44 protein-coding genes are annotated in these 24,428 nt (G+C 69.1%); 8 read left to right on the forward strand and 36 right to left on the reverse strand.

Annotated elements, in window-relative coordinates:
- Positions 1-40 precede the first annotated feature (40 nt).
- On the reverse strand, positions 41-532 hold the full coding sequence (locus ACFZA0_RS06435; RefSeq protein ID WP_391012298.1) for a hypothetical protein: 492 nt from the start codon (positions 530-532) through the stop codon (positions 41-43).
- Between the two features lie 171 nt (positions 533-703).
- On the opposite strand from ACFZA0_RS06435, the gene ACFZA0_RS06440 reads away from it, so the two are divergent.
- Positions 704-898 (forward strand): hypothetical protein, encoded by a 195-nt coding sequence (locus ACFZA0_RS06440; protein ID WP_391012300.1) that lies wholly within the window; start codon positions 704-706, stop codon positions 896-898.
- Here the strand turns inward: ACFZA0_RS06440 and ACFZA0_RS06445 are convergent.
- From ACFZA0_RS06445 to ACFZA0_RS06545, 21 genes are all read right to left on the reverse strand, one after another.
- Positions 895-1,083 carry a hypothetical protein gene (locus tag ACFZA0_RS06445; RefSeq protein WP_391012303.1) on the reverse strand — a complete coding sequence of 63 codons (189 nt, stop codon included), beginning with the start codon at positions 1,081-1,083 and terminating at the stop codon, positions 895-897. The genes ACFZA0_RS06440 and ACFZA0_RS06445 overlap by 4 nt on opposite strands.
- Before the next feature lie 51 nt (positions 1,084-1,134).
- Positions 1,135-1,269, reverse strand: coding sequence for a hypothetical protein (locus tag ACFZA0_RS06450; RefSeq protein WP_391012306.1), 135 nt, complete (start codon positions 1,267-1,269; stop codon positions 1,135-1,137).
- Between the two features lie 136 nt (positions 1,270-1,405).
- A complete protein-coding gene (locus tag ACFZA0_RS06455) occupies positions 1,406-1,696 on the reverse strand; it encodes a hypothetical protein (RefSeq protein ID WP_391012309.1) in 291 nt (96 codons plus the stop codon).
- 14 nt (positions 1,697-1,710) lie between these two features.
- Positions 1,711-1,917, reverse strand: coding sequence for a hypothetical protein (locus ACFZA0_RS06460; protein WP_391012311.1), 207 nt, complete (start codon positions 1,915-1,917; stop codon positions 1,711-1,713).
- 9 nt (positions 1,918-1,926) lie between these two features.
- Positions 1,927-2,439: a hypothetical protein gene (locus tag ACFZA0_RS06465; protein ID WP_391012313.1), complete on the reverse strand. Its 513-nt coding sequence runs from the start codon at positions 2,437-2,439 to the stop codon at positions 1,927-1,929.
- Positions 2,436-2,633 (reverse strand): hypothetical protein, encoded by a 198-nt coding sequence (locus ACFZA0_RS06470; protein ID WP_391012316.1) that lies wholly within the window; start codon positions 2,631-2,633, stop codon positions 2,436-2,438. Before ACFZA0_RS06470 ends, ACFZA0_RS06465 begins: the two co-directional genes overlap by 4 nt.
- Before the next feature lie 90 nt (positions 2,634-2,723).
- Positions 2,724-2,888 (reverse strand): hypothetical protein, encoded by a 165-nt coding sequence (locus ACFZA0_RS06475; protein ID WP_391012318.1) that lies wholly within the window; start codon positions 2,886-2,888, stop codon positions 2,724-2,726.
- 33 nt (positions 2,889-2,921) lie between these two features.
- Positions 2,922-3,113: a hypothetical protein gene (locus ACFZA0_RS06480; protein ID WP_391012320.1), complete on the reverse strand. Its 192-nt coding sequence runs from the start codon at positions 3,111-3,113 to the stop codon at positions 2,922-2,924.
- Positions 3,114-3,132: 19 nt separating this feature from the next.
- On the reverse strand, positions 3,133-3,546 hold the full coding sequence (locus ACFZA0_RS06485) for a hypothetical protein (protein ID WP_391012323.1): 414 nt from the start codon (positions 3,544-3,546) through the stop codon (positions 3,133-3,135).
- A 187-nt stretch (positions 3,547-3,733) separates the two neighbouring features.
- Positions 3,734-5,932: a hypothetical protein gene (locus ACFZA0_RS06490; protein WP_391012326.1), complete on the reverse strand. Its 2,199-nt coding sequence runs from the start codon at positions 5,930-5,932 to the stop codon at positions 3,734-3,736.
- Positions 5,933-5,992: 60 nt separating this feature from the next.
- A complete protein-coding gene (locus ACFZA0_RS06495) occupies positions 5,993-6,526 on the reverse strand; it encodes a hypothetical protein (RefSeq protein WP_391012329.1) in 534 nt (177 codons plus the stop codon).
- A 23-nt stretch (positions 6,527-6,549) separates the two neighbouring features.
- The gene (locus ACFZA0_RS06500; RefSeq protein ID WP_391012332.1) at positions 6,550-7,890 is read right to left on the reverse strand and encodes a hypothetical protein; all 1,341 of its coding nucleotides are present in this window, start codon (positions 7,888-7,890) and stop codon (positions 6,550-6,552) included.
- A 42-nt stretch (positions 7,891-7,932) separates the two neighbouring features.
- Complete coding sequence (locus ACFZA0_RS06505) at positions 7,933-8,235, reverse strand: hypothetical protein (RefSeq protein ID WP_391012335.1); 303 nt, start codon at positions 8,233-8,235, stop codon at positions 7,933-7,935.
- 91 nt (positions 8,236-8,326) lie between these two features.
- The gene (locus ACFZA0_RS06510) at positions 8,327-9,046 is read right to left on the reverse strand and encodes a hypothetical protein (RefSeq protein WP_391012338.1); all 720 of its coding nucleotides are present in this window, start codon (positions 9,044-9,046) and stop codon (positions 8,327-8,329) included.
- Positions 9,047-9,238: 192 nt separating this feature from the next.
- Positions 9,239-9,415: a hypothetical protein gene (locus ACFZA0_RS06515; protein WP_391012340.1), complete on the reverse strand. Its 177-nt coding sequence runs from the start codon at positions 9,413-9,415 to the stop codon at positions 9,239-9,241.
- Positions 9,416-9,441: 26 nt separating this feature from the next.
- Complete coding sequence (locus tag ACFZA0_RS06520; RefSeq protein WP_391012343.1) at positions 9,442-9,681, reverse strand: hypothetical protein; 240 nt, start codon at positions 9,679-9,681, stop codon at positions 9,442-9,444.
- A gap of 184 nt (positions 9,682-9,865) precedes the next feature.
- Positions 9,866-10,036, reverse strand: a complete 171-nt coding sequence (locus tag ACFZA0_RS06525; protein ID WP_391012345.1) for a hypothetical protein — start codon at positions 10,034-10,036, stop codon at positions 9,866-9,868.
- Positions 10,033-10,389, reverse strand: a complete 357-nt coding sequence (locus ACFZA0_RS06530; protein ID WP_391012347.1) for a hypothetical protein — start codon at positions 10,387-10,389, stop codon at positions 10,033-10,035. The genes ACFZA0_RS06525 and ACFZA0_RS06530 overlap by 4 nt, the downstream gene beginning before the upstream one ends.
- On the reverse strand, positions 10,386-10,778 hold the full coding sequence (locus ACFZA0_RS06535) for a hypothetical protein (RefSeq protein ID WP_391012350.1): 393 nt from the start codon (positions 10,776-10,778) through the stop codon (positions 10,386-10,388). The genes ACFZA0_RS06530 and ACFZA0_RS06535 overlap by 4 nt, the downstream gene beginning before the upstream one ends.
- Positions 10,778-11,041 carry a hypothetical protein gene (locus tag ACFZA0_RS06540; protein WP_391012353.1) on the reverse strand — a complete coding sequence of 88 codons (264 nt, stop codon included), beginning with the start codon at positions 11,039-11,041 and terminating at the stop codon, positions 10,778-10,780. Before ACFZA0_RS06540 ends, ACFZA0_RS06535 begins: the two co-directional genes overlap by 1 nt.
- A 35-nt stretch (positions 11,042-11,076) precedes the next feature.
- A complete protein-coding gene (locus ACFZA0_RS06545) occupies positions 11,077-11,283 on the reverse strand; it encodes a helix-turn-helix domain-containing protein (protein WP_391012356.1) in 207 nt (68 codons plus the stop codon).
- Positions 11,284-11,455: 172 nt separating this feature from the next.
- On the opposite strand from ACFZA0_RS06545, the gene ACFZA0_RS06550 reads away from it, so the two are divergent.
- From ACFZA0_RS06550 to ACFZA0_RS06565, 4 genes are all read left to right on the forward strand, one after another.
- A complete protein-coding gene (locus ACFZA0_RS06550) occupies positions 11,456-11,986 on the forward strand; it encodes a UTRA domain-containing protein (RefSeq protein ID WP_391012358.1) in 531 nt (176 codons plus the stop codon).
- A gap of 1 nt (position 11,987) precedes the next feature.
- Positions 11,988-12,752 (forward strand): UTRA domain-containing protein, encoded by a 765-nt coding sequence (locus ACFZA0_RS06555; protein ID WP_391012361.1) that lies wholly within the window; start codon positions 11,988-11,990, stop codon positions 12,750-12,752.
- A gap of 138 nt (positions 12,753-12,890) precedes the next feature.
- Complete coding sequence (locus tag ACFZA0_RS06560; RefSeq protein WP_391012364.1) at positions 12,891-13,454, forward strand: GntR family transcriptional regulator; 564 nt, start codon at positions 12,891-12,893, stop codon at positions 13,452-13,454.
- 876 nt (positions 13,455-14,330) lie between these two features.
- Positions 14,331-14,711 carry a DUF6907 domain-containing protein gene (locus ACFZA0_RS06565; protein WP_391013520.1) on the forward strand — a complete coding sequence of 127 codons (381 nt, stop codon included), beginning with the start codon at positions 14,331-14,333 and terminating at the stop codon, positions 14,709-14,711.
- 101 nt (positions 14,712-14,812) lie between these two features.
- Here ACFZA0_RS06565 and ACFZA0_RS06570 read toward each other — a convergent pair whose 3' ends face one another.
- A complete protein-coding gene (locus ACFZA0_RS06570; protein ID WP_391012367.1) occupies positions 14,813-15,385 on the reverse strand; it encodes a hypothetical protein in 573 nt (190 codons plus the stop codon).
- Between the two features lie 111 nt (positions 15,386-15,496).
- On the opposite strand from ACFZA0_RS06570, the gene ACFZA0_RS06575 reads away from it, so the two are divergent.
- Positions 15,497-15,712 carry a hypothetical protein gene (locus ACFZA0_RS06575; protein ID WP_391012369.1) on the forward strand — a complete coding sequence of 72 codons (216 nt, stop codon included), beginning with the start codon at positions 15,497-15,499 and terminating at the stop codon, positions 15,710-15,712.
- 445 nt (positions 15,713-16,157) lie between these two features.
- Here the strand turns inward: ACFZA0_RS06575 and ACFZA0_RS06580 are convergent, their stop codons facing one another.
- Positions 16,158-16,388 carry a hypothetical protein gene (locus ACFZA0_RS06580; protein ID WP_391012372.1) on the reverse strand — a complete coding sequence of 77 codons (231 nt, stop codon included), beginning with the start codon at positions 16,386-16,388 and terminating at the stop codon, positions 16,158-16,160.
- An 86-nt stretch (positions 16,389-16,474) separates the two neighbouring features.
- Here ACFZA0_RS06580 and ACFZA0_RS06585 point away from each other — a divergent pair, with 86 nt between their 5' ends.
- Positions 16,475-16,804, forward strand: a complete 330-nt coding sequence (locus ACFZA0_RS06585) for a DUF6233 domain-containing protein (protein ID WP_391012375.1) — start codon at positions 16,475-16,477, stop codon at positions 16,802-16,804.
- Positions 16,805-16,867: 63 nt separating this feature from the next.
- On the opposite strand, the gene ACFZA0_RS06590 is transcribed toward ACFZA0_RS06585, so the two are convergent.
- Positions 16,868-17,779 (reverse strand): hypothetical protein, encoded by a 912-nt coding sequence (locus ACFZA0_RS06590; RefSeq protein WP_391012377.1) that lies wholly within the window; start codon positions 17,777-17,779, stop codon positions 16,868-16,870.
- Between the two features lie 370 nt (positions 17,780-18,149).
- On the opposite strand from ACFZA0_RS06590, the gene ACFZA0_RS06595 reads away from it, so the two are divergent.
- Positions 18,150-18,362: a hypothetical protein gene (locus tag ACFZA0_RS06595; RefSeq protein WP_391012380.1), complete on the forward strand. Its 213-nt coding sequence runs from the start codon at positions 18,150-18,152 to the stop codon at positions 18,360-18,362.
- A gap of 160 nt (positions 18,363-18,522) precedes the next feature.
- Here ACFZA0_RS06595 and ACFZA0_RS06600 read toward each other — a convergent pair whose 3' ends face one another.
- From ACFZA0_RS06600 to ACFZA0_RS06650, 11 genes are all read right to left on the reverse strand, one after another.
- Positions 18,523-19,320, reverse strand: coding sequence for a phage antirepressor KilAC domain-containing protein (locus tag ACFZA0_RS06600; protein WP_391012382.1), 798 nt, complete (start codon positions 19,318-19,320; stop codon positions 18,523-18,525).
- Positions 19,321-19,705: 385 nt separating this feature from the next.
- A complete protein-coding gene (locus ACFZA0_RS06605; protein WP_391012384.1) occupies positions 19,706-20,176 on the reverse strand; it encodes a hypothetical protein in 471 nt (156 codons plus the stop codon).
- On the reverse strand, positions 20,173-20,490 hold the full coding sequence (locus ACFZA0_RS06610; RefSeq protein WP_391012387.1) for a hypothetical protein: 318 nt from the start codon (positions 20,488-20,490) through the stop codon (positions 20,173-20,175). Before ACFZA0_RS06610 ends, ACFZA0_RS06605 begins: the two co-directional genes overlap by 4 nt.
- A complete protein-coding gene (locus ACFZA0_RS06615; protein WP_391012390.1) occupies positions 20,487-20,717 on the reverse strand; it encodes a hypothetical protein in 231 nt (76 codons plus the stop codon). Before ACFZA0_RS06615 ends, ACFZA0_RS06610 begins: the two co-directional genes overlap by 4 nt.
- Before the next feature lie 54 nt (positions 20,718-20,771).
- Positions 20,772-21,200 carry a hypothetical protein gene (locus tag ACFZA0_RS06620; RefSeq protein WP_391012393.1) on the reverse strand — a complete coding sequence of 143 codons (429 nt, stop codon included), beginning with the start codon at positions 21,198-21,200 and terminating at the stop codon, positions 20,772-20,774.
- Between the two features lie 25 nt (positions 21,201-21,225).
- Positions 21,226-21,528, reverse strand: coding sequence for a hypothetical protein (locus ACFZA0_RS06625; RefSeq protein ID WP_391012396.1), 303 nt, complete (start codon positions 21,526-21,528; stop codon positions 21,226-21,228).
- Positions 21,525-21,791, reverse strand: coding sequence for a hypothetical protein (locus ACFZA0_RS06630; protein WP_391012399.1), 267 nt, complete (start codon positions 21,789-21,791; stop codon positions 21,525-21,527). Before ACFZA0_RS06630 ends, ACFZA0_RS06625 begins: the two co-directional genes overlap by 4 nt.
- 2 nt (positions 21,792-21,793) lie before the next feature.
- Positions 21,794-22,621, reverse strand: a complete 828-nt coding sequence (locus ACFZA0_RS06635; RefSeq protein WP_391012402.1) for a hypothetical protein — start codon at positions 22,619-22,621, stop codon at positions 21,794-21,796.
- 86 nt (positions 22,622-22,707) lie between these two features.
- Positions 22,708-23,073: a hypothetical protein gene (locus ACFZA0_RS06640; RefSeq protein WP_391012405.1), complete on the reverse strand. Its 366-nt coding sequence runs from the start codon at positions 23,071-23,073 to the stop codon at positions 22,708-22,710.
- A gap of 87 nt (positions 23,074-23,160) precedes the next feature.
- Entirely contained in the window at positions 23,161-23,745 is a 585-nt protein-coding gene (locus tag ACFZA0_RS06645) for a hypothetical protein (protein ID WP_391012407.1), read from the reverse strand.
- A gap of 63 nt (positions 23,746-23,808) precedes the next feature.
- Complete coding sequence (locus ACFZA0_RS06650) at positions 23,809-24,312, reverse strand: hypothetical protein (protein WP_391012409.1); 504 nt, start codon at positions 24,310-24,312, stop codon at positions 23,809-23,811.
- Positions 24,313-24,428 lie beyond the last annotated feature (116 nt).

A 24,428-nucleotide genomic window follows, 5' to 3' on the forward strand; every position in this document is an offset into this window, starting at 1 on the left:
CCGGACGGCGGAACTGGGGCCCCACAGCATGCGGTTACGGCTACTCCGTGACTTCCTCGGCGGCAAGCTGGGCGGCGAGGGCGTTGAACGCGGTGACGTACTGGTTTGCGGCGCGGAGGGTGGCGTTCTCCGGGGTGACGTTGTAAGTCTTCACGGCGCCGTTCCCGAACACCACGTTGATCATTGCCGCGCCCTTGTTCTTCCGGCCGGACAGGGCGGCGGTAGTGCCCATGGATGCCACCCCGGCAACGAGCCGTGTGGCGGTCCAAGCCTTGTGCGCGCCGGAGTCGACGAACTCGGCGTTGCCGCCCTTGACGGGGCCGAGGACGGTCTCTCCCATCTTGGAAGCGGGCCACGCCTTCATGGACGCCGCAAGGTTCATGGCCTTCTCGGCTGGATGCGCCTCACGCCATTCCTTCAACGCCGCCTTATCTGCCTGGCGTTGCGCGGCGGCCTTCTCTTTCTGCTGCTGCTTCTCGGCTTTCGCGGCCTGTTTGGCTGCTGCTTTCTCCGGGTCCTGCTTGAAGATCACGTGCCCCCCTGCGGTGTGTTCAGGGTCGGCATCATGCGCCGCCGGCACTGCGCAGGATGCCGGTGTGTCCCAGTTGTGACAGTTGGATCTACCGGTACTCGACGGGGCGACAACGCGTGCCGGTTCGACGGTTTCCGCACGCCGCCCTCACCGGCCGGTCACACTGCGGGCATGGACGATGTCGTCTTCATGGTCCGCGCCAAGACAAGGGCGGCCTGCGAACGCGAACTCGCACGCCTGTGCACCCTGTTGGATGCCCGGCCGGCGACACTCCCCACCGACGCGGCCGGGAACTCGTGGGTCGCGCGCGCCGTACCCGCGGCCTCGACCGCAGCAGACAGCCGAGGCCGGAACGCGCAGGGCTAGTAGTCGTCTCTGCTGGTGCCGGGCGCCTCGACACCGATCTCTTTGATCTTTCCGCTGGTGCTGAGCACCGCGTACACGTACTGGCCGCCGTCAGCGCCGAGCGAACGGGCACGCCCGATGGCCTCCTCGATCTCGTCGAGAGTCATGTCCTTCTCAGCACCGCTGAACCTGATCTGTGATGGCATGGCGGCATCCTGCCGCCCTCGAGCCGGCACGTGCCGGGCATTCGCACAACCTCACCCTTGAGGCTGGCGGACCAGGCAGTAGTGCCAGTCCGCATCGGGGTGCGGATCCGCACCCCACCACCGCAGCACGTACTGGCTGCCCGCCAACTGCTGCCAGCCGGGCGGCAGTCCGCTCTCGGTTTCCACGATCACCTCACGCCCGTCGGCGGGCCCGCCCTCAACACCCAGTCGCATTTCCACGCCCACACAACCGCTCTCTGGCCCTGGCGGGCACGACGAAACCCCCGGCCGAGTGAACGACCAGGGGTTTCAGGCGAGTTGGCTAGCCGAGGGTGGCCGCGAACTTCCCGCCCTCCGCCTCTTCGGCGGACAGCTGGACGGTTCCACGGTGCGAGACTTCCACCTTGTAGAACTTCTCGCCCTTCGGCACGTCCGGTACGGACACGTCGAAGTTGCAGGTGCCGTAGGACACGGACTCGCTGTGCCCGAGGGAACCGGTGGCGATGACGTCGCCGGCCGCCCCGTACACGGTGACGGACGCCCCTTCGGTGATGTCGTCGTAGCCGTAGGCCTGACAGCCGGTGCCAGGGTCGTGGCGGGTGAAGGCGGGCATGGGGTCTGCTCTCCTCAGCGCCGGCCGGCGTTGTCGATGAGTTCTTGACCCCACCGGCGGTCGGCGGTGCCGAAGATTTCGTGGCTGCTGAAGCCGACGGCACGGGCCGCGGTGACGGCTTCGTCGATTCCGGGCGGGCTGTACGCGCCGGCTTTGTCGGCCCGGTATCCGGAGACGAGGGCGCTGACGGCGGCTTCGAGGATCTCGTTCTTGTCTGGCACGGGGGCCTTTCAGAGGCTGCGGGCGTGGGCGAGTTCGACAGCGCGGCCGAACTCGATAAGGACGGGGCGGGCGTTGGGCTGCTCCGCGTTCCACGACGGGATGGTTTCCGCGTTGGGGAAGTTGCGCCGGATCGATTCGAGGAGCAGCACGCAGGCGTCGTCGGCCTGCCATCGGGTGGCGGCTTCGAGGCGGATGGCGCGGATCGGGCAGATGGCACCGGCCTCGTCGAAGATCGCGTCTCGGCACCAGCCGTCGGCCTCGATGCGCTGCCGCGACCGCCACAGCAGCCCGGCCATCGACGTCCGGTAGGGGCAGGGCGCCGAGGTCGGGATGAGCCTCGTCGGTGCCGCGATCTCGGGAATGGGGTCGGCGCCGGGCAGGTGCGCGGTGTTCACCTCGAATGCGACCGCGGCCTGGTCGAGGCGGGCCGTCATGTCGGCGAGGCGGAGCGCCATGCGCGCGTCGAGATTGAGGGCGCCCGGGTCGGCCAGTGTGGTGGGAGCGACCGTGGTGGTGCTCATCGGGGCACCTTGCCGTTGTCGCAGTTCTCGGCGCAGGGCACAGCGCGCTGGTTGCCGCCGAATGCGGTGTAGGTGACGCCGTTGCCGGAGCAGTGCCAGCAGATGCCGAGGGCGGTGAGTTCGGCGGGCGTGCGGCCGGGGTGGGGGCCGCGGTTCTGGGCTTCCCATTCCTGGTCGGTCATGCGCTGGGGCATGATGAAGCTCTCCTTGTCTGATCATGAATCGGGCGGGAGGGTGGGGCGCCCCGGCTTTGCTGCCAGGCGTGGCGGGGCGCCCCGGCCGAGCTACTCGCCGCCGTGCGGCGTGCCACCCATGACGCGGGTGATCGCGGCAAGGTCCGCGTCGTTGCCGCTCTGGGTGATCTCCATGGTGATCCGGTTGATGGAGTCGTCGTTGCCGCTCTTCCACGCTTCGGTGAAACGGCGGACTGCGTCGGACTGGGTTTGCATCGGTTCTCCTGGGATGAGTTGGGTGAGCTGCTGTTACTCGCCTTCGCCGAATCGGACGAGCATCGTGGCGTGGTGCAGCTGGGCGATTTCGCTGCCGTCGGTCTTGCGGGTGTCGAAGCGCTCGCCGACCTCGCGGATGATCCGGTCGGTGGTGGGGCGGTCGCCGCGCTTCTTCGCGGCGATGTAGTCGTGAACGGACTGGTGGGTGATCTCCAGATCGGGCATGGGTCTCCTTGATCGTGGTTCAGACGCGCCAGCCGCCGGGACGGCGACGGGCGCGGGGGTTGGATCCTTGGGCGGCCTGCTTCTCCAGGCCGCGGAGCTCGGCCTCGTCGAGGACGCCTTCGTAGTCGCCGTTGCCGAGGGGACCGGCGACCTGCGGGCCAGGGGTGGCGATGTCCCGCATGCCGCGCGGCGGGTTCTCGTAGACGGTGCCTTCCTGCCCGAGGAGGCCGGCCGCCGACAGGTGCCCGGCCATCCAGTGACCGGTGACGGGGGAGCACCAGTCGAAGGTGTGGGCGGAGTACAACTGCGGGTCCTCGTAGGGGGCGAGGGCCCTGGTCACGTTGCGGACCGTGTACACGGTCATCCCCTCGCGGAGGGCGGCGTTGAGTTGCTTGGCGCCCTTCTTCGTGGGCTCCCAGGTGCGTCCGGGCATGAGTGATCTCCAGTCTCGTTTGTTGGGGTTTGCTACTTTTCAGCGGGTAGGACATGTGACGGTTTGCACCCAGACGTGCCCCCGGACAGGGGGCGGACGCGACCCGGGTCACGTCCGGGTGTCGAAGATCAACGTCCGGGGGGTGTCCGGGGGGATGTCTGGGTGGATAGCGGTACATAACAACCGCTTATTTACCCTCCAGGAAGGCAAGAGCGTCAGCGATCGGGGCTCGCCGGTAGCCGTTCACGCGGCCCGCTTTGTGAGGAACCGTGATCTTCGTCGTTCCGCCGGCGCCGGCCGCGCGAAGCAACTCGCCAAGTCGCTCTTCATCCATGCCGCCGCCGATCAGCTCGGCCATCTCATCGGTCTGCGCCATCTCCCGACCAAGGTCGTTCATGGCGATCAGGCAGCCACGGAGCGCGTCCATCTGCATCGTCTGCTCAGGGGTGTGCCGAAGCACGAAGCGTCCGGGCTGCCCGTCCTTCTTCGGCCCACCTCCCGACGACGACAGCCCGGTGGCGTTGAGGAGGTGCTTCTCGATCGGGTCGTCCCACTTCCCAGCCAGGCGCCCCGCACCCTCCCGGATCTTCGCGGCCTTCTCCAAGAGCCCGGTGATCTCGCCGCGCTCGTCCTCGTCGAGGTCGAAGCTGCGAGCCAGGTCGGTGACACCGGCGAACGGGTTGACGAGCCACCCGAAGCCGGGCCGCGGCGGATCGAACTTGGAGGCGTCACGGCCGGCGCTGGCCTGCCCACCACCGAGGATCGCGTTCGACTGCTGGCCGTTCTCGACACGCATCGCCCACCGGGCGCCACAGTTCATGGCAAGGGCCTGCGGGATAACGTCGGCCTCCGGGTACTGCGTGATCAGCACCATGAGGATGCCCGCACCCGCAGCCACCGCGGACAGTTCGATGAGCGCTTCGAGGATCTCGTCCCGCAGCGGCTTACCGGGCCGCGTGTAGGTGGCGAGCTCGTCGATGACGAGGAGTTCGATGCCACCGATCTGCTCGATGACCGGGCCGACGAGCTTGCTCTTGCCGAGCTCGCCGAGCGCCGCTTCCCGACGGTCCTTGTCGGCGAGGAGCGCGTTGAGGAGGGCGAGGAGCCGGGCCGGGTTGGGCTTGAAGTACGTTGCCGCGACACCGGTCTTGGCGTGGGGGTCCCATTCCCCGTTGTTCTTCCCGGCGACGATCCGCAGGTTGATCCGCGGGTCGAAGCCGGTTCCGACGATCAGGTTGGAGGCGCCGACGCCCTTCCCGGAGCGGGTCATGCCGGCGATGACGTAGGACTGATTGTTGATGGCCAGACGGATGGTGTTGCCGCGCTTGTTCCACGCGACGGGCACCCCGTCCTTCCAGGCGTCGATCTGGGAGGGGGTGGCGAGCAGGGGCGAGGGACGGGTGTCCTCGAAGGGGTCCCGGTCGGTCATCCACAGCGAGGTGCGGACCTCGCTGCCTGCCTTCTCGATGTCGACCATGGAGACGTCGCGGCCGAGGGCGCCGGCCAGTCGGGGCAGCTTCTTCTTGAGCTCGGCGACCGTGGTTCGCGGCGGCAGGTCGAAGACGACGGTGGTGCTGCCGTCCCTCTCCCTCTGCGGGACGGCGAGGATCTGGATCTGTTCGTTGGGCTTGACCTCGCCGATGTTGCGGAGGGCCTGTTCGAGCTCGTCAACCGTGAGGGCGGGCGGCGGGGGCGCGTCGAACGCCCGGACCCCAGGCTGCGGTTGCGTATCCGTCTTGGTCAGGTTGATCGGGGCGGCCAGCTGCGGCATCTGCGTGTTCGGGGCAGGTACAGGCTGGCCGGCGACGAAAGGGCGGGAGACGAGGTACCAGCCGTACCCGGCGGCGACACCGAGGGCGGCGAGGAGCATGGGCTGCCCGTGGGCGGTCTGCTCGACGGCGGCACCCATTGCGGGCAGGGACATCAGCCCTCCGCCAGCGACGATCGCAGCGCGGGTGGCCTTCTTCCCGGTGCGGGCTGCCGAGATCTCACGGCTGGTCGCGGGAAGGACGGGGGTGGCCTGGAGGGCGGCGAGCTTGGCCTCCTCGGCGGCAACTCGTCCCGCGAGGCCCGAGAGGTTCCCGGCGGAGACACCACCGTCTGCCTCAGCCTGCATCTTTGCGCGGGCGAGCCGCCCGTGCGCTTCGGCCACTGTCCGCTGCCGCTGGGCGACTTGCGCGTCGTACCTGTGCTGCTTCCGACGTTCGGCCAACTCAATGACGTCGGCGTGGTCGAGGTCGTTGACGGCCAGCCATTCCTTGGTGCGGGCTCCCGCGTGACCGCGCTGCTCCTTGAACGCGGCCTTGGCTCGCTCGGTGCGGGTGGGGTCGGGGACGATGTCGGTGGGCTGCTGTGCGGCGATCGGCGGCTGCGCTTCGGTGGCCACTGGCCGGGATCCTTCCGTGGGTTGGGTGCCCGCGAGGTGCGGGCCCAGAGCCGGGTGTGGTCAGCCGAGGCTGCTGAGCGCGTTACCCAGCGAACCGACGAGGGAGTTCGTCATCTGCGTGCCCATGGTCCCGATGAACGTGCCGGACAGGGTGAGGCCGAAGAGGACGCCGAGCGCGGCGTCACTGGCCTTGAGGCCGCTGTGCTTGACCTTGACGAACACGATGATCCCGAGGATGAGGATCGCGACGATGCTGACGGCGATGGTGCCGCCTGCGGACTGGGTGGTGACCTGCTGCGTGTAGCCGGCGGGGACCTGCTGGGTGGCGGGCACGGTCGTGGTGGCGCCGGTGTCGGCGACGGTCACGGTGTGGCCAGCGTGGGCGGTCCGGTAGGCGGCGTTGTCGAGTCCGGTGACGTGCATGGTCCGCCCGTCGGGCAGGGTGACGGCGGTTCCGGTGGCACGGGTGATGTGCGCGTCGAGTTCGGCGGCGGACGCGGGCGCGGGGGTTGCCGCGGTGATCGCTGCGGCGCCTCCGAGGAGGGCGACCGCGGCACTGCCCGAGACGGCGATCCGACGGATGGTGACCTTCATGATGATCTCTCCAGTGAGTGGGGTTAGTTGGCGTTCGGGCGGGTGCTCGCGGACGCTTCTCGGGCCGTGATGGCGGCCTGTGTGCGGGCGGCGTTGACGTACTTGGGGGTGTCGCCGCGACGACGCGTTGCACGGGTCTTGAGGACCCGGTTCGGGCCGGGGGGCATTTGAGCAGCACGCTGCGCGTTCGTGGTCTTGCTGAGGGTGTTGACGGGGGTGCCGGTGAGGGCTGCCTGGACGCGCTTCTCGGCGGTCCGGCGGGCGGTGATGGACTCGATGGACTCACCCGGGTCGGTGCCCTTGATGTTGCGGTAGGCGCGCGGCCACACGGCCGGGTCGTCGGGGTCCTTGCCGAGGGCGGCGCCGATCTTCACGGCCTCGTCCCACACGTCCTTGAACACGGTCCGCCGGGTTGCCCTCAGCTCCTGCCGGGCCGCCTCGGCCGCGGCTCGTGCCGCCTCCTTCTCGGCGGCAGCACGGGCGTCCTCGGCGGCCTTCCGCTTCGCCTCCGCCTTGGCCGTCTTCGCGGCGGCCTTCCGCTCCCGACGGGTCGGAATGCCGTCGCGCTTGCGGAGCCGGCCGTGCTCGTGGAGGTCCCACACGCCGGGGCCGGCGATCGACGCGAAAGCGGTCGCAACGGCGGTACCGGGGTCGAAGCTGTGGAGCCCGTGGTAGAGGTTCACGCCGGCGGCGATGAGGGCGAGGAGCCACACGATCGTCCGGTAATGCCACACGGGCCGACTGCTGACCGCGGCGGCACGAGCGCCGCGGTGGACTACCCACGCCGCACCTTCGAGCATGATCGGGGCGGCTGCCATCCACGGCGCCCGCGGATTCCAGAAGAACGACATCTGGACGGGCAGGGAGACGACGCCGCAGACGACCGCGAAGCGGATCGCGTAGGACCGCCACTTCTTGTCGGCAGCCTCGATCTCCTCCGCCGCGGCATCCTCGGCGGCCTGCCGGTCCTCGGCCTGCCGGGCTGCGGCCTGCCGGGCGCGGTCGGCGTCGTCGCGGCGCCGGTTGTGTTCGGCGATCCGAGCCTGGGAGGCCGCCTGCTCTTCGGCCGCCTTGCGTTCGGCGCGGTCGTTGGCGAGGCGCAACTTCCGGGCATCTTCCTCGGCCTTGGTCCGGAGGGCGTCCGCCTCGGCCTGGGCGAGGACACGCGCCCGCTCGGCCTCCGCATCGGCCTTCGCCCGGATCGCTGCAGCCTCCGCCGCGGCAACCAGGTCGAACTCTCGCACTGGGGCCGGAGCCTTCTCCTGCGTTTCGGGCGCCGACGCGGAGGGGTCTCCTATGGTCCAGTCCGCGAACTGCACGCGCGGCCTGGCGGCGCCGTTGGTGACGGGCGGGCTGGCGGTCATGGCTGCTGGGTGTCCTTTCGGTCAGCGGTGAATGAGGGAACGTCAGGCCTGGTTGCGGTACTGGTCGACGAGGTCGGTGGTGTCCGCGAGGTGCTCGGCAGCCTCGGCGACGTAGGCGGCGTGCTGCTCGTTGTCGGTCGTCGCGTCGTCGGCGTCGAGGAGGAGCTGGGCGGCGTCCGCGAGGGAGACGGCACCGTCGAGTCCGGCGTCGGTGAGGTTGTGGTGGGCGGTGGTGAGCTGGTCGGCCAGCTCGCGGATGGTGGCGGCCGGCTGGGTTCGGGCGGCGGTCGCGATGATGTTGAGAAACGGGGCGAGGGCGGCGGGGATGTTGCTGGTGGTCGTCACTGCGGGTCCTTCTGGGTGCGGGCGGCGGCGGGGTGCTGGTCGATCTCCAGGACCTGCGTCCGAGAACGTGGGCCGAAAGCTGCGGGACAGGTCAGCGGGTGACCTGCGTGGTGCCGGTGAGGTGGCCGATGGTTGCGATGCGCTCGCGCTGCCGGGTCACGGCCTCGCGGATCTTGTCCGCGAGGGTGCCTCGCCAGGTGTTGTGGCTGGGGATGTCCCAGTCCTTCGCGTTGGGGTGGCCGGCCGCGGCGAAGGCTTCAGCGTGGCCGTAGTCGGAGTAGAGGTACTCGTCGTGGACGCGGGCGATGTTCCGGGCGGGGATGTCGAACGCCTCGGCTGCGGCGATGGTGCGGTCCTGCGCGTCGAGGAGGCGGGCGATGGCGGAGGGCCACTCGCGGGACGCTTCCGGGTCGCGGAGGTAGTCGAACGCCGCGGTCATGGTGCGGAGTTCGTTGGTGTAGGTCTTCCAAAGGGTGGGGGCGTCGCCGATGGCCTGCGCCAGGGCTGCGGCGTAGGCGGCGTTGTGCCAGTGGCGGTGCGCCTCGGCGTAGATGCCGTCGAGGATGTCCCGGGCAGCGGCGCGGATCTTGTACTCGTGGGGGTTGTCGGCCTCACGCATGGGGGTGAGCTGCGGGTCCCTGCCGATGGCGGGGGTGCAGGGTTCCTGTTCGCGGCCCGTGTAGGTCGTGAAGGTGTAGCGGAATCCGGCATAGGGGCCCGGTTCGATCTTCTTGAGGGTGGCAGGGAGGTAGGAGGCGAGCCGGGCGAAGATGACCTTCTGGTCTTCACTGGTGAGGACGATGGAGGGCATGTCAGGGTCCTTCCGGGTACGGGCGGTGGGGTGCTGGTCGTTCTCCAGGGCCCGCGTCCGGGGGACGTGGGCCGAGGGCTACGGCCAGAGCCTGGGCGGGTCAGAGGCAGGCGGCGAGGACGATGACCACCAGAGCGGCAGCTGCGGGGATCAGCCAGCTGAGGAGCTCCCAGGTGCTCTCACGCATCCCGGTCACGTCTTCTCCAACTGGTCGGCTGTGTAGCTGCGGTAGCCCTTGACGGCTTCGGTGAGGCGGCTGTCGATGCCCTTCAAGGCGACCAGGCCGCCGGACAGGGAACCGTCGTCGACCACGGTTCCGGTACGCCCTTCGGTGCCGGCGTTCTCCGGGTCCGCCCAGACGACGCGCACGCGATCGCCTGCCTTCAGGGCGGCCATCAGGCGGCGGCCGGGTAGTCGATGCCGTCGAACTCGTGGAGCAGGTCCGGGTCGACGGCGAACGCGTGGTCGCGGATCAGCTGCATCACGTCGGTGCGGCCCTCGGCGCGGGCCGTCAGGTACTCGCCGATCAGGGTGGCGGCGTGCGCGTCGGCGGCGTCGCCGATCGTGGTCGCCCTGCGGCGGCGGGCACCCAGTTCGGTGCCGGCGAGGTCGGCGTCGGACAGGAACGGAGACATGACGAATCACGGATCCTCTCTGGATCAACAAGCGGTGTGGTGGGGGTGGGTCAGGCGGGAAGCCACGGGCGGCGGGGTGGAGGGGAGCCAACTCACCCACCGCCCACGGCGGTACAGGCGGGCTGTCAGCCCTGCGAGTGAGGGCGGGGCGGCAGCGGGTCCTTGACCTTCGCGTGCTCGGCGCTCACCGGTCGTCGCCCCGGTCCGGGACGACGAGGAACGCGTCGCGGTCCAACGACATGACGACCGTGGCCGGCCGACCCTGCGCGGTCAGCTCCGCCGCCTTCTCCTCCGCGGGCCACGACCCGCGCGGGTTCCCGGCCGGCACCGACGCGTACACCTGCCGGGCGGTCACAGGGCACCTTCTTCGGGGAGTGCCGGGTAGATGTCGGCACGGATCGCACCCCGCACCTCCGACGCACCCTTGCCGCGCCGGAACTGTGCGTACAGGTGGGTCACACCGTCACGGCGCATGCGGTCCGTGACCGCCTCGACGCCCAGCCAGTCGGTCCACGCCTTGAACGCGGCCCGCATCTCCTCCGGGGTCCACGACAACGAGTCAACGTCGCCAACCAGGGCACCCGCAATGGGAATCGTCCACGTCAACGGCGGCAGGCCGGCCTCCTGCGTGGCGGCCAGGAACTCGCCCAGCACGCGGTGCGCGTCCCGCTGCCAACGCAGGCTGTACGCGTTCGAGTCGACGCTCACGCCGCCACCTCGATCAGGTCCAGGCGGCCGATCCCGGCGAGCTGGCACCGGCACATCGCCATCTCGTCCTGCACGCACAGCAACTCGTCGAAGTCGAGGCGGCCGCTGGTCGCGAGGCGACGGCAGTGCCTCGACGCCACCCGGTACCGGGCGGCGATCTCGGCGGGCTTGGTCAGACGGAACTGGCCGGCGTCCGCGAGCACGTTGAACGCCTCGTCCATCGCCCACTCCGCCGCCCTGATCGCGTCCAGCTCGGCGTCCGACAGGTCCTCGACAGGTCGCGCCACCAGCTCGTCGTACCGGGCGGTCGCCGCCTCGTACCGGACGACCGCGGCGGCAACCCCCGGGGGCAGGAGCGCGGCGAGGGCGGGGGAAACAACTGTGGCCATCAAGCCACCTCCTCAATCAGCTGCAACATTCCGGCCTCAGCAAGCTGGCGCTTGCACATTGCCAACTCGTCACCCACCACCAGGCACCCGTCGTAATCCGCCACCGCCGCAAACAGACGACAACGCAACGACGCAGCCCAATACCGATCGAGGAGATCGGCAACCCTCAAGCTGATCACCGTCACCGGCGTGCCATTGATGACCGCCGACTCGCCAACCCGCAGAGCCGATACCACCCGCTCAATGCGGTACTGCTCAGCCACGACAGGGGCGAGGGACGGGGGCGGGGTTGCGGCACTCACGCCGCCTCCTCAGCGGAGTGAGAACCGGGACCGTCCGTCGAATTCAGGACGGACTCAGGAATACGGAGTGCGCCGGTGGCGCCGTCCCCGGGCTTGAAGGGCTGGCCGTTCCTGAAGGCAGGAAGAAAGCCCTGGTGGATCCAGCGGTAGACGGTCGCGGGATGCACTCGGAAGTGCAGCGCGACGTCCCGAACTCGCAGCATTACGCCTCCGATCGAGTGCTTCGCATCTGTCCACAGGTATACAGGCTTGACGCTTAAGGTAGCAAGCCTCTCGGCACACTTCTGGCCACCCAGTCCCCAGCATCTGTAATCATCAAGGGCTTAAGGTTGGGAGGTCAGAACAAGCATCGATAGCGGAGGGGAGGCTCGAGAGATGGCCGAGAACCGGCGACCGAGTGACTCGATCGCCTACATCGCACCGCGCGAGCAGGGACAAGTCGACGCCTGGAGCGCAGAGGCGCAGCAGCGCGGGGGGCAGCGGCTCACCGAGGTGGCCGAGGTCGTCCCACCTCGAGAAGTCGCCACAGCCCTCTCCCTTGCGGACGGCACACCAGTTGCGGTCCGACGGCGAGTCATCCTGCTAGACGATCTACCGATCGAGCTGGCCGACTCCTACTACCCCATCGAGATCGCACGCGGGACCGCTCTCCTCGAGAGGAAGAAGATCAAGGGTGGTGCACCCACACTGCTAGCCGCGCTCGGCTACCAGGCCCGGCACACCTCCGAAGACCTCGAGCTCCGAGAGGCCAACGAACTCGAGCGCGCAGCCCTCGGCCTCCGTAAAGGCTCGAACGTTCTGACCCTGCTACGCACCACCGCCACCGAAGATGGGAGCCCGTTCGAAGTGCAGTTCATGGTCATGAAGGCGCCTCGCCGCCTCCACTATGAGATCGAGGTCGTCTGACATGCCCGAACCACACAAGGACGGGCGCCCCCTGGCCGAGCGCATCGCCGCCGAGATCCGCAAGGCGATCATGTCCGGCGAGTGGGAGCCGGGCCGGCGGGTCCCCACGAACGAAGACCTCCGCGCCCAGTACAAGACGTCCAACGTCACGATCCAGCGGGCCCTGCAGATCCTGAAGGACGAGAGATTCCTCGAGGGCCAGACGGGCGTCGGGGTCTTCGTGCGTCGCGACCACGCACAGACGATCATTCCCGCGCACTACATCGCACCGTCGGAACCCGGCCAGCCCTACCGTTGGCTAACCGAAGCGACAACGCGTCAGCAGCGAGGCAAGTACAAGATGCTCGAGGTTGGCGAAGTCGTCCCGCCAGCAGAGGTGGGCCGTGCACTTCGACTCGAGGACAACGACACAGCCATGCTCCGTTCGCGCATCGGCTTCCTCGACGATCAGCCCGCCGAACTGGCCCACTCGTACTACCCGATCGATCTGGCGCGGGGTACCCGCCTAGCCGACCGCCGGCTCATTCCGGGCGGCTCGCCAGCACTACTCCTCGACCTGGGATACCCAACTCGCTCCCAGGACGACGCCGTCGCGGCAAGGCCCGCAACGACCGAGGAGTACGAAGCGCTTGAGATTCCCCGCGACGTTCCAGTGCTCGAGGTCTTTCGCATCGTGTACAGCGACCACGAGAGGCCGATCGAGGTAACAATCCTGACCAAGCCGAGCCACCGCTTCAAGATGGGCTACCGCATCGAAGCGCCCTGACAGCCAGTCAAGGTATGCCCCCGGCTTACAGTCGGGGGCTTTTGCGTACCTGGCCTAGGCCGCTTGATACAAAGACGATTAAGCCTTACGGTCGTAGTCGTGAGAGTGGCCAACGCCACAAGCTCAGTTGGGAGCGGCATGCCCGAATCACCCGAGCGCACCGCGCTCTACAGGTACTTCGACGCTAAAGACGAGCTGCTGTACATCGGCATCTCAAACGATCCAGACTTCCGCAGGAAGGCGCACCTGCACGAGCCCAGGCCCGACAACTGGCCATCGAAGGCCGTCCGCCGCACGATCAAGTGGCACGACTCCCGATCACTTGCCCGGAAGGCGGAACAGGAAGCGATTAGGGCGGAGCGCCCGCGCTACAACGAAAAGCACAACTACGAGGACGCCCCCTTCGATCCGGCCGCATGGCCAACCATCAACGCGCGCCACAAGGTTCCGAAGATCGCGGCCTTGATGCGCGCAGAGATCAAAAGCGGCCGATGGGGGCTGGGGCAGCGCATCCCGTCCTTGCGGGCTCTCGGCGAGGCTGTCGGGGCCCACAGTCGGATCGTCAGCAAGGCATCCGTGATCCTGCAGGGCGAAGGCTTCCTTGACTTCCAACCCGGACGCGGGCTCTTCGTAACCCATCCACAAGGGAATCGGGTGAAGCTCCCGCACGACTGGCCTCGGTCGGTCGGCTTCCCTGGATAGCCTCACCTTCCGGCCGCCCCTGACCACTTGCCCGCGAGGGGTAGCGCGCCCTATAGCGGCAGACAACTCCGGCGTTGCCGCTGACGGAAGCACTGCACGGTGAGCCTGGACCGTGGGCGTGGCGGCAGGTCCGCAGTCCAGCTGGCTGCACCCCTGTCGTCACGATCTAGCCATTCCCGGGTTTCGGTACTTTCCGGGCATTTTCGCTGCGGGTGTTTGAGCCCGGGATAGGCAACCCTCGTCAATTTCCGGCTCGTTGGGGCGGTGCGACCTGGGGCTCACGCTTTCCGCATTCATGGGGGTGCACTGTCTTTGCGCAGTTCAGACGTTGTTTGGCAGTGCTGGTGGTGACCGTGAATACAACGTCCTGGACGTGGAGCGCGGCTGCTGATTCTGATCGCTTACAGCACAGTTGGATGGCTGACGGCCTCGGTGATCGCATAGTTTGTGGCTGGCGCTGGGGTGCTGGTGGCTGGCCGCAGAGTTTCGGCCGTTTACTATCCGGCGACTCGCGTCAGGCTTGCGACCTGTGTCCCAATTTGGGCGTTCACCGAACAAGTGGTCGCGCGTCGTCACTGGAGTGTTTCCTATAGGCAATCTCGCAGGTTCCGGGCCGGGCAAAAGCGCTGGCCGGGAAGGTTTTATGTGTCATTCCGCAGCCGATCTGCCTCATCTGACTTAAGTCAGATGAGGCAGCCGGATCTTGCCGCAAGCGTTGTGTCTCATCTTCGTTGCCGGGCTACGGTCCGGGAACGCGAACGGCCGGGCGCCTATCAACGCCCGGCCAGTTCAACCAGCGGGTGCAACCGCTGGTCAGTCAACCCGCCCATGTCAGAGAGAAGGTTTCCAGTGACCTTAGTACACAACGAATCGCGGATGGGCAACGCGTCGACGTCGGTCTCGTCTGCCACTCCCCCGCCGAATCTGCGTCCTGCGCTGGTGAACGGTCAACCTTGCTGGTTGGACTGTCCGTCGTGGTGCTCGGAGGACCACGTTGCGGCCAGCGTTCGTTTCATTGAGGACGTCTCCCACAGTTCACCCGCGGTGGATCTGCTGGTGCCTCGGGAGGCTGGCGTGGCGCAGTTGCTGTTGTCGGCGCGCCTGGTGTCGGACGACGCGGGCCCGTTACTGGCGGTGGAGGTCGGGGATCCGACGGACGTGTACGGGCCGGCGGTTTCGGCGGACGTACTGGCGGACCGGTTGGTGGCGTTCGCGGAGCAGGTGCGGGAGCTGGGGCTCGCTGCTGGTATCAGGTAGCTCTGTCTCCTCGCTGGTCGTGGCCGGACGGTTCGTATTCGTCCGGCCACTTTCTCGTTGGGCGACCCTGGCGCCGGAGTTGGACGGCTCGATGGCCCGGCCTACAGCATCCCGCCTTTCGTCCCGACGGTTGGGGGTGTCCGCTGCGTGTGCCTGGCTTTCCGGTAGAAGGCGTCCCGGCTTTGCTGGGCTGCGTTCAGGGCGTCTTCCCAGACGCGTTCTTGTTCTGGGCTGCTCATGCCCGTTGAGGAGGGGGCGGTCGGGGTTGGGAGTGCGGCGATCACTCTGGTCATGGCCGACCGCAGTTGTTCCGCGACGTCTACAACGTCTTGTCTGCTGAGCAGGATGGTTGCGTCCAGGGCCTTTTCCACCCTGTCTCCCGGCCCTCGAAGCAGGTTGTTGCGGTGCCGGGATGCTTCGTGGGGGATGGACCCTTCGGGGAGGCCGAACTCGTACCGCTGCCAGAATTGTTGGGCCTCGCCGAGGAACGTGTCCCATGCGGCGAGTGTCTCCGTGTAGGCGGTCTGGCGTTGGCCGCGGAGCCATTGGCCGTGTTCGACGGTGGCCTGGTCGACGGTTTGGCGCCGGCTGGTGACGACGCCGGCGAGGGTGCCGCCGATGCCGAGTACGCCTCCGGCTATGGCCGCGATGATCGCCGCCCATGCTTCTGTCATTGGGGCATGGTGCCCGTGTTGGCGGGACGGTGCGGAGAGTTGGCCAAACCGGCGGGGTCTGCTGCGGGCCGGGGAAGGATCGCCTTCCAGTCGACTCTTGGAGGGGTGGCCGTGGCGAAGCCGACGTACCACTTTGTGATCACGCTGCATTATCGGCAGGAGGGGGCCATGGGGTCTCTTACGCGCACGCTGGATGGCGTGTTCGAGCCGCAGCGCGGGGATACGCGGGAGACGTCGTTCAAGCGGATCTTGACGTGGGCGACCGAACAACTGCATGCGCGAGACCAGGCGGTGCTGTTCTTCGCCCTGGAGCGGAACGATCTCTGACTTTCGTGCGGGGGTTCAGCCGGCGGCGTAGGACCCGGCAGTCCCACGGCTACGCGTCAACGTAGCCCCGACCTCGGCAGGCGCCGCACGACCGCCATTGCGCCATGTGCCCGGTGCCTTGCTCCCCGTGTACCCAGTGGGGGTCTCGGACGGTGCGCATGCCCCCGCAGACGGTGCAGGGTCGGGTGTTGGCGGGCGGGCTGCTGCTGCCTCGGCCGGCGGCCCAGATGCACAGTGCGATGACGACGATGGTCACGATCAGCCCTGAGTCCATGGGGCAGTTTCCTGCTGCTGGCGGCGCGGAGTAAGGGCGCGCGCGGGGGCTCGTGCGTCCGTGGTTGTGCGCCCCGCCGGGTTCGGTCGGCGGGGCGCCCGAGTAGCAGCCCGCGGCAGCCAGCACGCAACGCTGTTAGTGCGGGTGAGTGTACGACCGTGCACTGACAACTCAGTGGCTACCGGGGGCCTTCAGGTTCCCCAGCCAGTGGAAGAAGCTGTCGAGCGGGTTCCCCCACTTCCCCATGATCACCGGCGCTAGTACTGCGGCGATGATAAAGATGACGATCCACTCGCCGCAGCCGGAGAGTCCCGACTTGGATTTCCGTTTGGATGTCGGCTGCCCGCAGTGCTCGCAGCCCCAGCCACCACAGTGTTTGCACGTGTTCCAGTCGTAGCTCACGACGTCTCCCCCCGAAGGCCGCTCAGCGTAGCGAGGGGATGCCCTTGATCGGGGGGTATCGGCCGGGCCGGTTTAGACTCGAACACATGTCCGATCTGCCGCCCGATCTGCCGCGCCTCCGCGTCCTGGAGACGTGGCTGACGCTGAGCCTGGCCGAGGTCCGCCAGCGGATCGCCGCCCTCGAACGGCCGGCCCCGACACCCGCACCCGCCCCGCCGACACCGGAGCCCGCGCGCCCGGCCCCGGCCTGGCTGCTGGAGTACCGGCCGCCCGACCAGCACCCGCACACCGTGCACACCGGGGACTGCTGGACCTCGCCCCGGTATACCCGGGTGGCGACGGAGGGGCAGGCGCGGCAGGCGATCGACGAGGGGGTCGAGCGGTGCGACGTGTGCGACCCGGAGCCGGAGGCCTGAACGCACCTGCCCGCCTGCTTCTTCTGTGCAGACGGGCAGTACCCATGTGATTCCAGCCGACGCCTACTTGGCGATGTTGTGCCGGTGCCAGGCGAAGAACGGTGCCCGGTGCGCCCCGAAGTCGGCCACGGCCCGCCCGTCGAGGGCCTTCGCGGCTTCGGTCAGGTCCGGGGTGGCGTCCGCCTTGTCGCTGACGGCGATCGTGCCGCCGTCGGTGATGTGAACGTAGCCGTGCTCGAACAGTTCGTCGCAGCCGAAGAGGCAGGCGGGCATGATGTTCGCCATCTGCAGCCGCTCCTCGTGAGTGGCGTGACTGCGGCGCTTGATGTGCGCGGCGCGGATGAAGCGGGCGGGCAGGTGCCGGCCGCACAGGGCGCAGGTGAAGGAGGTGGCGCCGTTGAGCATCACCTTGCGGAGCTTGTGCTGCTCGCGGCGCACGAGGACCTGGACGAGGGCGCTGTCGGCGCCGTTGTGGGTGAGGGCCGCCGGGACCGTGGCCGCCGGTACGGCCGCGTCGTCGGGGAGTTCGGTGGCGAACTGGGCGAGGGCCGCGGTGCCGTCCACGACGAGTGCGGTTCCCTGCTTGTTCGCGGACAGGCGCAGCGCTTCGGCGGCTTCGGCTCCCAGGGTGCGGCCGGAGACGCGCTGCTCGTCGGCGAGGACGTCGAGGCCGATGCGCTCGGGGTAGACGTCGTCGGGCCACACGGGGGTGGTGTCCTCGAAGTAGGGGCGGGTGACCTGGGTGACGATGACCCGCTGCAGGGTGGCGTCGGACCAGCCGCCCGCGGGGACGCGCGCCTGGGGGCCCTTGTGGGCAAGGACGAGGTAGTCGCCCACCTCAAGGCTCTGCACGTCGGCGCGTCCGGTGGCCCGGTCGAGAGTGGGACGGTGCCAGCCCCACAGGCCGCGGTCCAGGCCGATGGCGAGGTTGCTGCGGGAGGGGGCGGGGACGTAGATGTACGCGGTCTTCGGCAAGGCGAAGCTCCTCACTCGGCTCCCCGGGGGGAGGTTCAGTGGTGGGTGCTCGTCTCCGTGCTTCCGGCCGGGGGCCGGTGGAGGGGAGCGCAGGCGATCTTACGGGTGCTGGCGGCGGGAAGCGAGTCGGTTGAGCCGTGGCTCGGGCCGCATGTCCCGTCGCCAGCACCCGCCATGATGGCACGTCACGCGGCGAGCATCCCGCCCTCCGACCAGATCCTCCCGCACCCGGTGCACCGCGCGAGGGGCAGCCGTCCGTCGCCGCTGTACAAGCGGGACGCAGTCCCGGCCGGGGCGCCGTAGACGCGCATGTCGCCAGGGTGGCACGCCCCCGCGTGCGCCCGCCCGCCCTGCGGGAGACGCTGGCCGTATGGCCGACGCACCCGTGGTGATCTACCCGCCCGACGAGGACGGCGGCCGGCGCGTCCGGGTCGACGGCACGATCCTCGGCATGGCGTACTCCGTGCAGGACGTGGCCGCGCTGCTCCAGATGGCGGGGCTACAGGATGTGGACGAGATGGACGTCGTCCGGAGCCAGGTAATCGAGTGGCGGGGTGGCGGGTCGGACGTGTGGATCCACTGAACGCACGTCCGCCCGCCCTCTTGCTCCGAGGGCGGGCGGTTGTGTCTCCGGGGGCCACCGCCACCTGATCGGTGGGGAGTCCAGTCACCTGGTCTCGACCTTGTCCCGGCAGACGGGGTGCTGCGCGTCGTCGGCGCGCAGCACGGTCAGGATGCCACGGTCACGCGGCCGAGTGCTGCGCCCAGGCGTCCGCGACGAGGTCGATGCCGTCGGCAGTCGCGTAGGCCGTCGGGAAGTTGAAGCCGTTCTTCGTCTCCATCTTCACGACGAACAGGCCGCTGTCCTGGTACATCTTCCGCGGCATGTTCCGGGCGCCGCCCCGCTGCGAGACCTGCCGGCGGAAGACGCTGCGGTCGACGAGCCAGCCAGTCAGGGTCCGCACGTCGGTGTGGAGGAGGTCGGCGAGCTCGGTCATCCCGCACAGCCCGTCGGCGTTGAGGAACTCGTCCCACTTGCCGGCCTTCGGGGCGAGAACCTTGTTCTCGGCTTCGAGGGCCTTCTTCTCGCGGACGTTCTCCAGGAGGGCGACGAGGGCTTCCTCGTAGTCCTGCGGGAGGGCGGGCGCGGTGGTGGCCGCTATTTCGGCCTTGCGGGTCTGGACGGCGAAGTAGGTCTGGGCGGCGGCGACTTCGGGCTTCCGCGGGTCGCCGTTCATGGCAACCATGTACGCGCCGTACCGGCTGAGCTTGAAGTCCGCCCGGAAGACGTTGCTGCCGGGGACCGCTTCCCGGCGCCGGGAAACATGCAGGTGGGCGGTCTGTCCGCTGTTGCTGATGGCGATCTCCGCGCGCTCGATCGAGTCGACGAAGCGCTCCCACTTCACGTAGCCGAGGAGGGGCTGGAGGGCGCGGGCGGACCACCACTCGTCGCCGTCGTCCTCGCGGCGGATGGCGTCGAAGGGGGTGGAGCCCCCACTATCGCCCGGGGCGAGGGCCTTGTTACTGTGCAGTCGTGCCATGGAGCTGTTACCTCCTGGTCCTTGCCCTCCGTAGGGAGCCACCCCTGCGTGAGGGCACAAATCTGTGGCCTTCGATTCGAAGGTCTACTGCCGCCAATCAGGTTACGGCACGGTTTCGACACCGGGTGGGTGTCGTCCATGCACTGGGTGCCACGGGGTTGGCAGGTTGCCTTCGAATCTGTCGCGTTGAACGCCGTTTCGTGTCATCGAGTGCCGTCTGACACCGCGCTACACCGCTACCACCCTTCGAAAACGTGGACTAGATCACGTGACTCTCGGTGTCGGTGACGGCGCGTCATAGCCCGCCGGGCCGGCGGGTACGGTGACGGCACCGGATGGGGCGTGCTGGCCTGGGGAGGTCTACGGCACGCCCCTTCGTCGTGGGTCAGGCGTCCGTGCCGGTCGGCGCGGTGTCGACGGGCTGCTCCTCGCACCAGGCGTCGAGGCCGTCAAGCCACGCGGTCTGCTGCTCCGGGGTGAGGTGCCGGCGGCTGGCGCGGTGCCGTTCGCGGAGACCGGGCTGCTCGGTCGCTTCGGTCGCTGACGGGGCGGCGCCCATCTCCCGGAGGACGTCGGCGCCGAGCGCCTGCTGCTCCGCTTCCGGAAGGCAGGTCGGCCAGCGGCACCCGTTGTCGAGGGTGCGCATGAGGTGGCGGAGCGCGGCCCGCGTGCGGTCGAGGGCGGCCTCGGCTTTCTCGGCGCGCAGGGCGTAGGACCCGGCGGCCGCGTCAGCGGAGTCCTGCTCGCCGCGCGCGAGGAGTTCGGCCTCGGCGTGGTCGAGGCGGGCGTACAGCGCGTCGAGTTGGTTGTCGGTGATCGTGGACGCGGTCGGGCGGCCGGTCGGGCGGTCGGTCATGCTGCGCTCCGGTGCTGGTTGCAGGTGGCGCTGTCGTGGGCGGTGCCGCGCGTGGCCCACCCGGTCGGGCAGCAGGCCCGCTGGATCTGCTCCCAGTCGACGGTGTCGCGTCGGCGGAGCTCGGTGGCGGCCTGACGGCGGAGCCACCGTTCGTCGGCGAGCGACGTTTCCCGGACGAGGGCGATGACCGGGGACAGGGACGCGCCGGCGAACGCGATGGTCCAGGGCACGGAGTCGTGGTTCCCGGAGGCGAGGGCTGCCCAGCCGGTGACGCCGATGGCGCCGAGGTGGAGGGCGGTGATCGATCTGTTCACGGCTGGCTCGCAGGTTCGATGGCGGTGATGCGGGCGAGACGGAACAGCCGCTCCCGCATGGGCTTCGAGGGCTTGGTGCGGCACCAGATCCATGCGACGGCTTCGCTGTTGGTCCAGTCCGGGGTGCCGATGAGGTCGCGCATCTCGGCGTAGCGGGCCGGGGGGATGTCGGCGGTGACGGTTTCGGTCGGGCCGTCGACGGGGGCGAAGGTGAGGGTGACGAGCATCAGGGTCTCCGTGGGTGGGGGCGGTGGTGGGGCACCGCCCGGCGGGGCGTGGGGTCAGGCGGGGCGGGCTACGGCAGTCGCGGCGATCTCTCGGCAGGCGCAGACGTCCGCGCCGCAGCAGTCCGCACGCCGGGCCTGCTCCGCCAACTGCTGCGCGTAGGCGTCGATCGCGGCCGCCATCTCCGTCTCGTCGATGTCGTCGTGCCGCATGCGGATGAGGCACTGGCGCAGGTCGGCGTCGAGTTCGCGGCGGCAGCAACTCCGGTCGCCGAGGTGGACGTTGCGGTCGGCGAACGCGGAGACGACGGCCGAGTGGTCGAGGAAGTCCTCCAGCGATTCGTCTCCGGTGTCCCAGTCGCCGTCCTGGAGTTCGCCGATGAGGTCGCTGAGGACTTTGCGGGTGGTGGTGGTGGTGTCGGCGCCGGTGTCGATGAGGGCGCGGGCGACGGGGTCGAAGATGCGGTTGGCGCTGTTCCAGCCCATGGGTGGGTCCTTTCGGTGGTTGGGGTTACGCGGCTTCGTGGTACGTCGGTGCTCCTGTGTGCCCGCTGGGGGCGTTGTGGGGGGCGCGGGGCAAGTCCGGTACCTCCTGGCCCTGTTCGGCCGCCACGCGCCCGCCGAGGGCCGTCACGGCGGCACGGACGGCCCGCCGCGCGGCACGCCACGCCAGCCGCAGCAGCAACACGGCGGCGATGGCGGCGAGTTCGGCGGTGATCGCGAGCGCGGCGGGGCCGAGCACGAGCCACCAGCCGAACGCGTTGCACAGCGCGGACACCGCGTCGAGGGTGTCGATGAACAGGGCGGCGGTCACGAGGTGGTCTCCTCGGGCGCCTCGAAGCGGCGGCGGAGGCGCCACTGGTGCAGGCACTCCGGGTTGGAGCAGCAGGCCCGGCACGCCGTGATCCCGGCGTCGCTGACGACGGTCTGATGGTGGTCGCGAGGGTCCGGGTACTGGGGGCGCACCACGCCGTCGTCCCCGACGACTGCGGGCCCCCAGTCGATGTATCCGGCGGTGTCCTCTGCGACCGATGCGGGAGAGCCGCAGCGGGTGCAGAGCAGCGGGCGGGCGGCCATGGTCACGCCTCCTCGGCGGGTGCGGACGGAACGACGGCCTCTAGCGTCTGCATCGTCGGGCACGGCCACGGCACCCATCCGCCTGTGATCTGGTTGCAGTGAGCGCAGTAGTCCTGTGCGTCCGCTCCGAAGGCGTACTGCTGGTGGAGCGCACGGACCCGACTGAGCGCGGCCCGCTGGCCGTCCGCCGTGGTCTCCGGCTGCTCCGCCTCGGCCTGCTGTGCTGCCTGTGCCATCCCGGCCGCACCGGGCAGGGCGGACAGCACGCCGGACATCGCCGCGTCGGACGGGACGGCGGTGTTGGTGCCGAGCACGGCCAGCACCGCGTCGGCGAGCGCGTCCACGTCGTAGGCGCACAGAGCGCACCGGGCGTCGTACCGGTGCTGCCGGTGGTTCGCCTTCACGTCGAGGTCGGCGTAGTCCGTGCGCCGGGTGGTGAGCAGCGCGTCGGCGATGCGGTCGCGGAGTGCGGCCCGGTCGACGGGCACGGGCTGCTCCTCGGAGGCCAGACGACGCAGTGAGTCCAGCGCCGTCTGGTCGTCCTCTTCGAACTTGTCGCCGCGCGAGGCCATGAGGTCGGCGGCGAGGTCGAGGGCGAACTTGAGGAACTGCCGCTCGGCCTCGGTGAGCACGGCGGACCGCAGCCCCGTGCGCATCGCGGTACGCCCTTCGATGGCGGTCTCCAGGTCGGCGACGAGAGAGCGGACCCGGTCGGCCTCCCAGGCAGGCAGCAGGACGAGGGCCTCATGCACGGCACGCCGGCCTTCCGCGACCAGGCGGTCGGCGGCACGGATATCGGCGGTGAGACGGTCATCGGTCGGATCGGTCATGGTCAACTCCAGGTGAATGGTGGGATGGTTCGGGGTGCGGGCCACCCGCCTGTTACCGGCAGGCAGGTGGCCCGTGTCGCGGGACGTCACTGACTCCAGCCGAGGAGGCGGAACTCGGCACCCTCGGCTTCCATCTCGCGCTTCGAGGTGCACACCTCGGAGGCCCAGACGAGGCGCAGGAGTGCGTCGCCGTGCGACGACGGGACGGTCTGGTACTCCCCGTACAGGAAGCCCTCCTCGTCGACCCAGACGGCGCTGTGCTTGTCGGTGGGGCGCTCTGCGGGCGGGGCCACCCCAGCCTCGACGGTGGCGAGCAGCCACTCCTCGGCCTCGGAGAGCAGCACCGTCTGGCTCTCCCGGTGGAGCTGATCCCACGACGGGTTGATGCTGGACTCCTCGTGCGCCATGTCCTGCCGGCGCTTGGCGAGCTGGAGGATGCGGGGGTCGGTCATGTTGACTCCAAGTCAGTTGGCTGGCGGTCGTGTTGGCGCGCGGGTGGCCGTGACCGGATAGGCCGGTCAGGCGGTGGTGCGGGTGGCTCAGACGGCGCGGTGGCGGACGGTGATCCCGGGCCCGGTGTCGATGCCGTCGGTGTGGCGCTCGATCAGCTCAGCCTCGGTGTCGTAGCCGTCCGGCGGGTTCTGCGGCTGCCACTCCAGGCGGCCGGTCACCTCGGCCTGTGACCGCAGCCACGCCTCCGCTGCGCCCTTCGCTCCGGCCTCGCTGTTGGCGTAGCCGATGAGGTAGTCGGAGACGTTCCCGGGCTCGTACATGGCCTCCCACGCGGGGAGCACGAGGTTCAGGTCCGGATCGGCCGGAGCGTCGACGGAGCGCCACTGCTTGGTGACGACGGGCCGCTCCTCGACCTCAACGGCGGGGACGGTCTTGCCGTGCCGGTGCCACGGGTCGATGCCGTCCTGGTGTTCGGTGGAGCCGACTTCGTAGGTGACCTGGTATGCGGCTTCACTGTCGGGAGCGCGGAAGACGAGGCGGTGAACTTTGGTCCAGCGTTCGGTGCCGATGAGTTCGTCGGAGAGTTCGGTGGCGCAGGTGTCGTCGCCGTCGAGTTCGAACGGCACTCCGATGGCGTCGAGCTGCTCGCGGGTGAAGTGGCGTGTGGTCATGGGTTTCTCCGGTGTGTTGGTTGGCGGGTGGTCAGGCGGCGGGGCGGCGGTCGGTGTGGGCGGTCACGATGTGGCCGTCAGGCTGTTCGCCCACTCGGCGAGGGCGGCGAAGTCGTCGGGCAGCAGGCCGAGGCGCGGGTCGACGTGGTGGAGCAGTGCCGGACCGTTGTGGTGGGCGGCGACGTACTCGCGGTCGATGTCGGTGATCTCGTCGTCGATCCACGCGAAGGGGCGGCCGGCGACGCTGGTGACGATCTCGTGGGTCTTGAAGTACGTGCCGTCGTCGGAGCCGATGCGCTGCTTGTCGAACTCGACGACGGGCAGCTCCGGAAGGCCGATGCGCGGGCCGATCATCGAGTTGGCGTCGTGCTCCCAGGTGGTGCACCAGGTGAGTTCGAACAGGTCGGCGAGGGCGAGGAACTGTTCGCCGTGCGCGCGGTTGAGCCAGACGCGGAAGCCGTTGAGCCTGTACTCGCGGTAGATCTTGTTGCGGCGGTGCTGGCGGTTGCTGCTGGCGTAGGGGTTGAGGGGGCCGTCGACATCGATGAGGAGGAGCGGGAGGGTCATCAGAGGCTCCAGAGGGTGGGTTGGTGGGCGTGGAGCGGGAGTTCGGCCTGTCCCTCGCAGTGCGGGGGTCGTTCGGCCGTAAGGCGCGGTGCCGGTCTCGGGGCGCCGGTGAGCCG

Origin of the sequence: Streptomyces sp. NPDC008150, assembly GCF_042956945.1 — a bacterium.
Lineage (GTDB): Bacteria > Actinomycetota > Actinomycetes > Streptomycetales > Streptomycetaceae > Streptomyces.

Coding starts and splice junctions, on each gene's coding strand:
- ACFZA0_RS06440 (WP_391012300.1), top strand. CDS start 704: ATGGACGATGTCGTCTTCATGGTCCGCGCCAAGACAAGGGCGGCCTGC.
- ACFZA0_RS06445 (WP_391012303.1), bottom strand. CDS start 1,083: ATGCCATCACAGATCAGGTTCAGCGGTGCTGAGAAGGACATGACTCTC.
- ACFZA0_RS06455 (WP_391012309.1), bottom strand. CDS start 1,696: ATGCCCGCCTTCACCCGCCACGACCCTGGCACCGGCTGTCAGGCCTAC.
- ACFZA0_RS06465 (WP_391012313.1), bottom strand. CDS start 2,439: ATGAGCACCACCACGGTCGCTCCCACCACACTGGCCGACCCGGGCGCC.
- ACFZA0_RS06470 (WP_391012316.1), bottom strand. CDS start 2,633: ATGCCCCAGCGCATGACCGACCAGGAATGGGAAGCCCAGAACCGCGGC.
- ACFZA0_RS06475 (WP_391012318.1), bottom strand. CDS start 2,888: ATGCAAACCCAGTCCGACGCAGTCCGCCGTTTCACCGAAGCGTGGAAG.
- ACFZA0_RS06480 (WP_391012320.1), bottom strand. CDS start 3,113: ATGCCCGATCTGGAGATCACCCACCAGTCCGTTCACGACTACATCGCC.
- ACFZA0_RS06485 (WP_391012323.1), bottom strand. CDS start 3,546: ATGCCCGGACGCACCTGGGAGCCCACGAAGAAGGGCGCCAAGCAACTC.
- ACFZA0_RS06495 (WP_391012329.1), bottom strand. CDS start 6,526: ATGAAGGTCACCATCCGTCGGATCGCCGTCTCGGGCAGTGCCGCGGTC.
- ACFZA0_RS06500 (WP_391012332.1), bottom strand. CDS start 7,890: ATGACCGCCAGCCCGCCCGTCACCAACGGCGCCGCCAGGCCGCGCGTG.
- ACFZA0_RS06510 (WP_391012338.1), bottom strand. CDS start 9,046: ATGCCCTCCATCGTCCTCACCAGTGAAGACCAGAAGGTCATCTTCGCC.
- ACFZA0_RS06520 (WP_391012343.1), bottom strand. CDS start 9,681: ATGTCTCCGTTCCTGTCCGACGCCGACCTCGCCGGCACCGAACTGGGT.
- ACFZA0_RS06535 (WP_391012350.1), bottom strand. CDS start 10,778: ATGGCCACAGTTGTTTCCCCCGCCCTCGCCGCGCTCCTGCCCCCGGGG.
- ACFZA0_RS06545 (WP_391012356.1), bottom strand. CDS start 11,283: ATGCTGCGAGTTCGGGACGTCGCGCTGCACTTCCGAGTGCATCCCGCG.
- ACFZA0_RS06550 (WP_391012358.1), top strand. CDS start 11,456: ATGGCCGAGAACCGGCGACCGAGTGACTCGATCGCCTACATCGCACCG.
- ACFZA0_RS06555 (WP_391012361.1), top strand. CDS start 11,988: ATGCCCGAACCACACAAGGACGGGCGCCCCCTGGCCGAGCGCATCGCC.
- ACFZA0_RS06560 (WP_391012364.1), top strand. CDS start 12,891: ATGCCCGAATCACCCGAGCGCACCGCGCTCTACAGGTACTTCGACGCT.
- ACFZA0_RS06565 (WP_391013520.1), top strand. CDS start 14,331: ATGGGCAACGCGTCGACGTCGGTCTCGTCTGCCACTCCCCCGCCGAAT.
- ACFZA0_RS06570 (WP_391012367.1), bottom strand. CDS start 15,385: ATGACAGAAGCATGGGCGGCGATCATCGCGGCCATAGCCGGAGGCGTA.
- ACFZA0_RS06585 (WP_391012375.1), top strand. CDS start 16,475: ATGTCCGATCTGCCGCCCGATCTGCCGCGCCTCCGCGTCCTGGAGACG.
- ACFZA0_RS06595 (WP_391012380.1), top strand. CDS start 18,150: ATGGCCGACGCACCCGTGGTGATCTACCCGCCCGACGAGGACGGCGGC.
- ACFZA0_RS06600 (WP_391012382.1), bottom strand. CDS start 19,320: ATGGCACGACTGCACAGTAACAAGGCCCTCGCCCCGGGCGATAGTGGG.
- ACFZA0_RS06605 (WP_391012384.1), bottom strand. CDS start 20,176: ATGACCGACCGCCCGACCGGCCGCCCGACCGCGTCCACGATCACCGAC.
- ACFZA0_RS06615 (WP_391012390.1), bottom strand. CDS start 20,717: ATGCTCGTCACCCTCACCTTCGCCCCCGTCGACGGCCCGACCGAAACC.
- ACFZA0_RS06620 (WP_391012393.1), bottom strand. CDS start 21,200: ATGGGCTGGAACAGCGCCAACCGCATCTTCGACCCCGTCGCCCGCGCC.
- ACFZA0_RS06630 (WP_391012399.1), bottom strand. CDS start 21,791: ATGGCCGCCCGCCCGCTGCTCTGCACCCGCTGCGGCTCTCCCGCATCG.
- ACFZA0_RS06635 (WP_391012402.1), bottom strand. CDS start 22,621: ATGACCGATCCGACCGATGACCGTCTCACCGCCGATATCCGTGCCGCC.
- ACFZA0_RS06640 (WP_391012405.1), bottom strand. CDS start 23,073: ATGACCGACCCCCGCATCCTCCAGCTCGCCAAGCGCCGGCAGGACATG.
- ACFZA0_RS06645 (WP_391012407.1), bottom strand. CDS start 23,745: ATGACCACACGCCACTTCACCCGCGAGCAGCTCGACGCCATCGGAGTG.
- ACFZA0_RS06650 (WP_391012409.1), bottom strand. CDS start 24,312: ATGACCCTCCCGCTCCTCCTCATCGATGTCGACGGCCCCCTCAACCCC.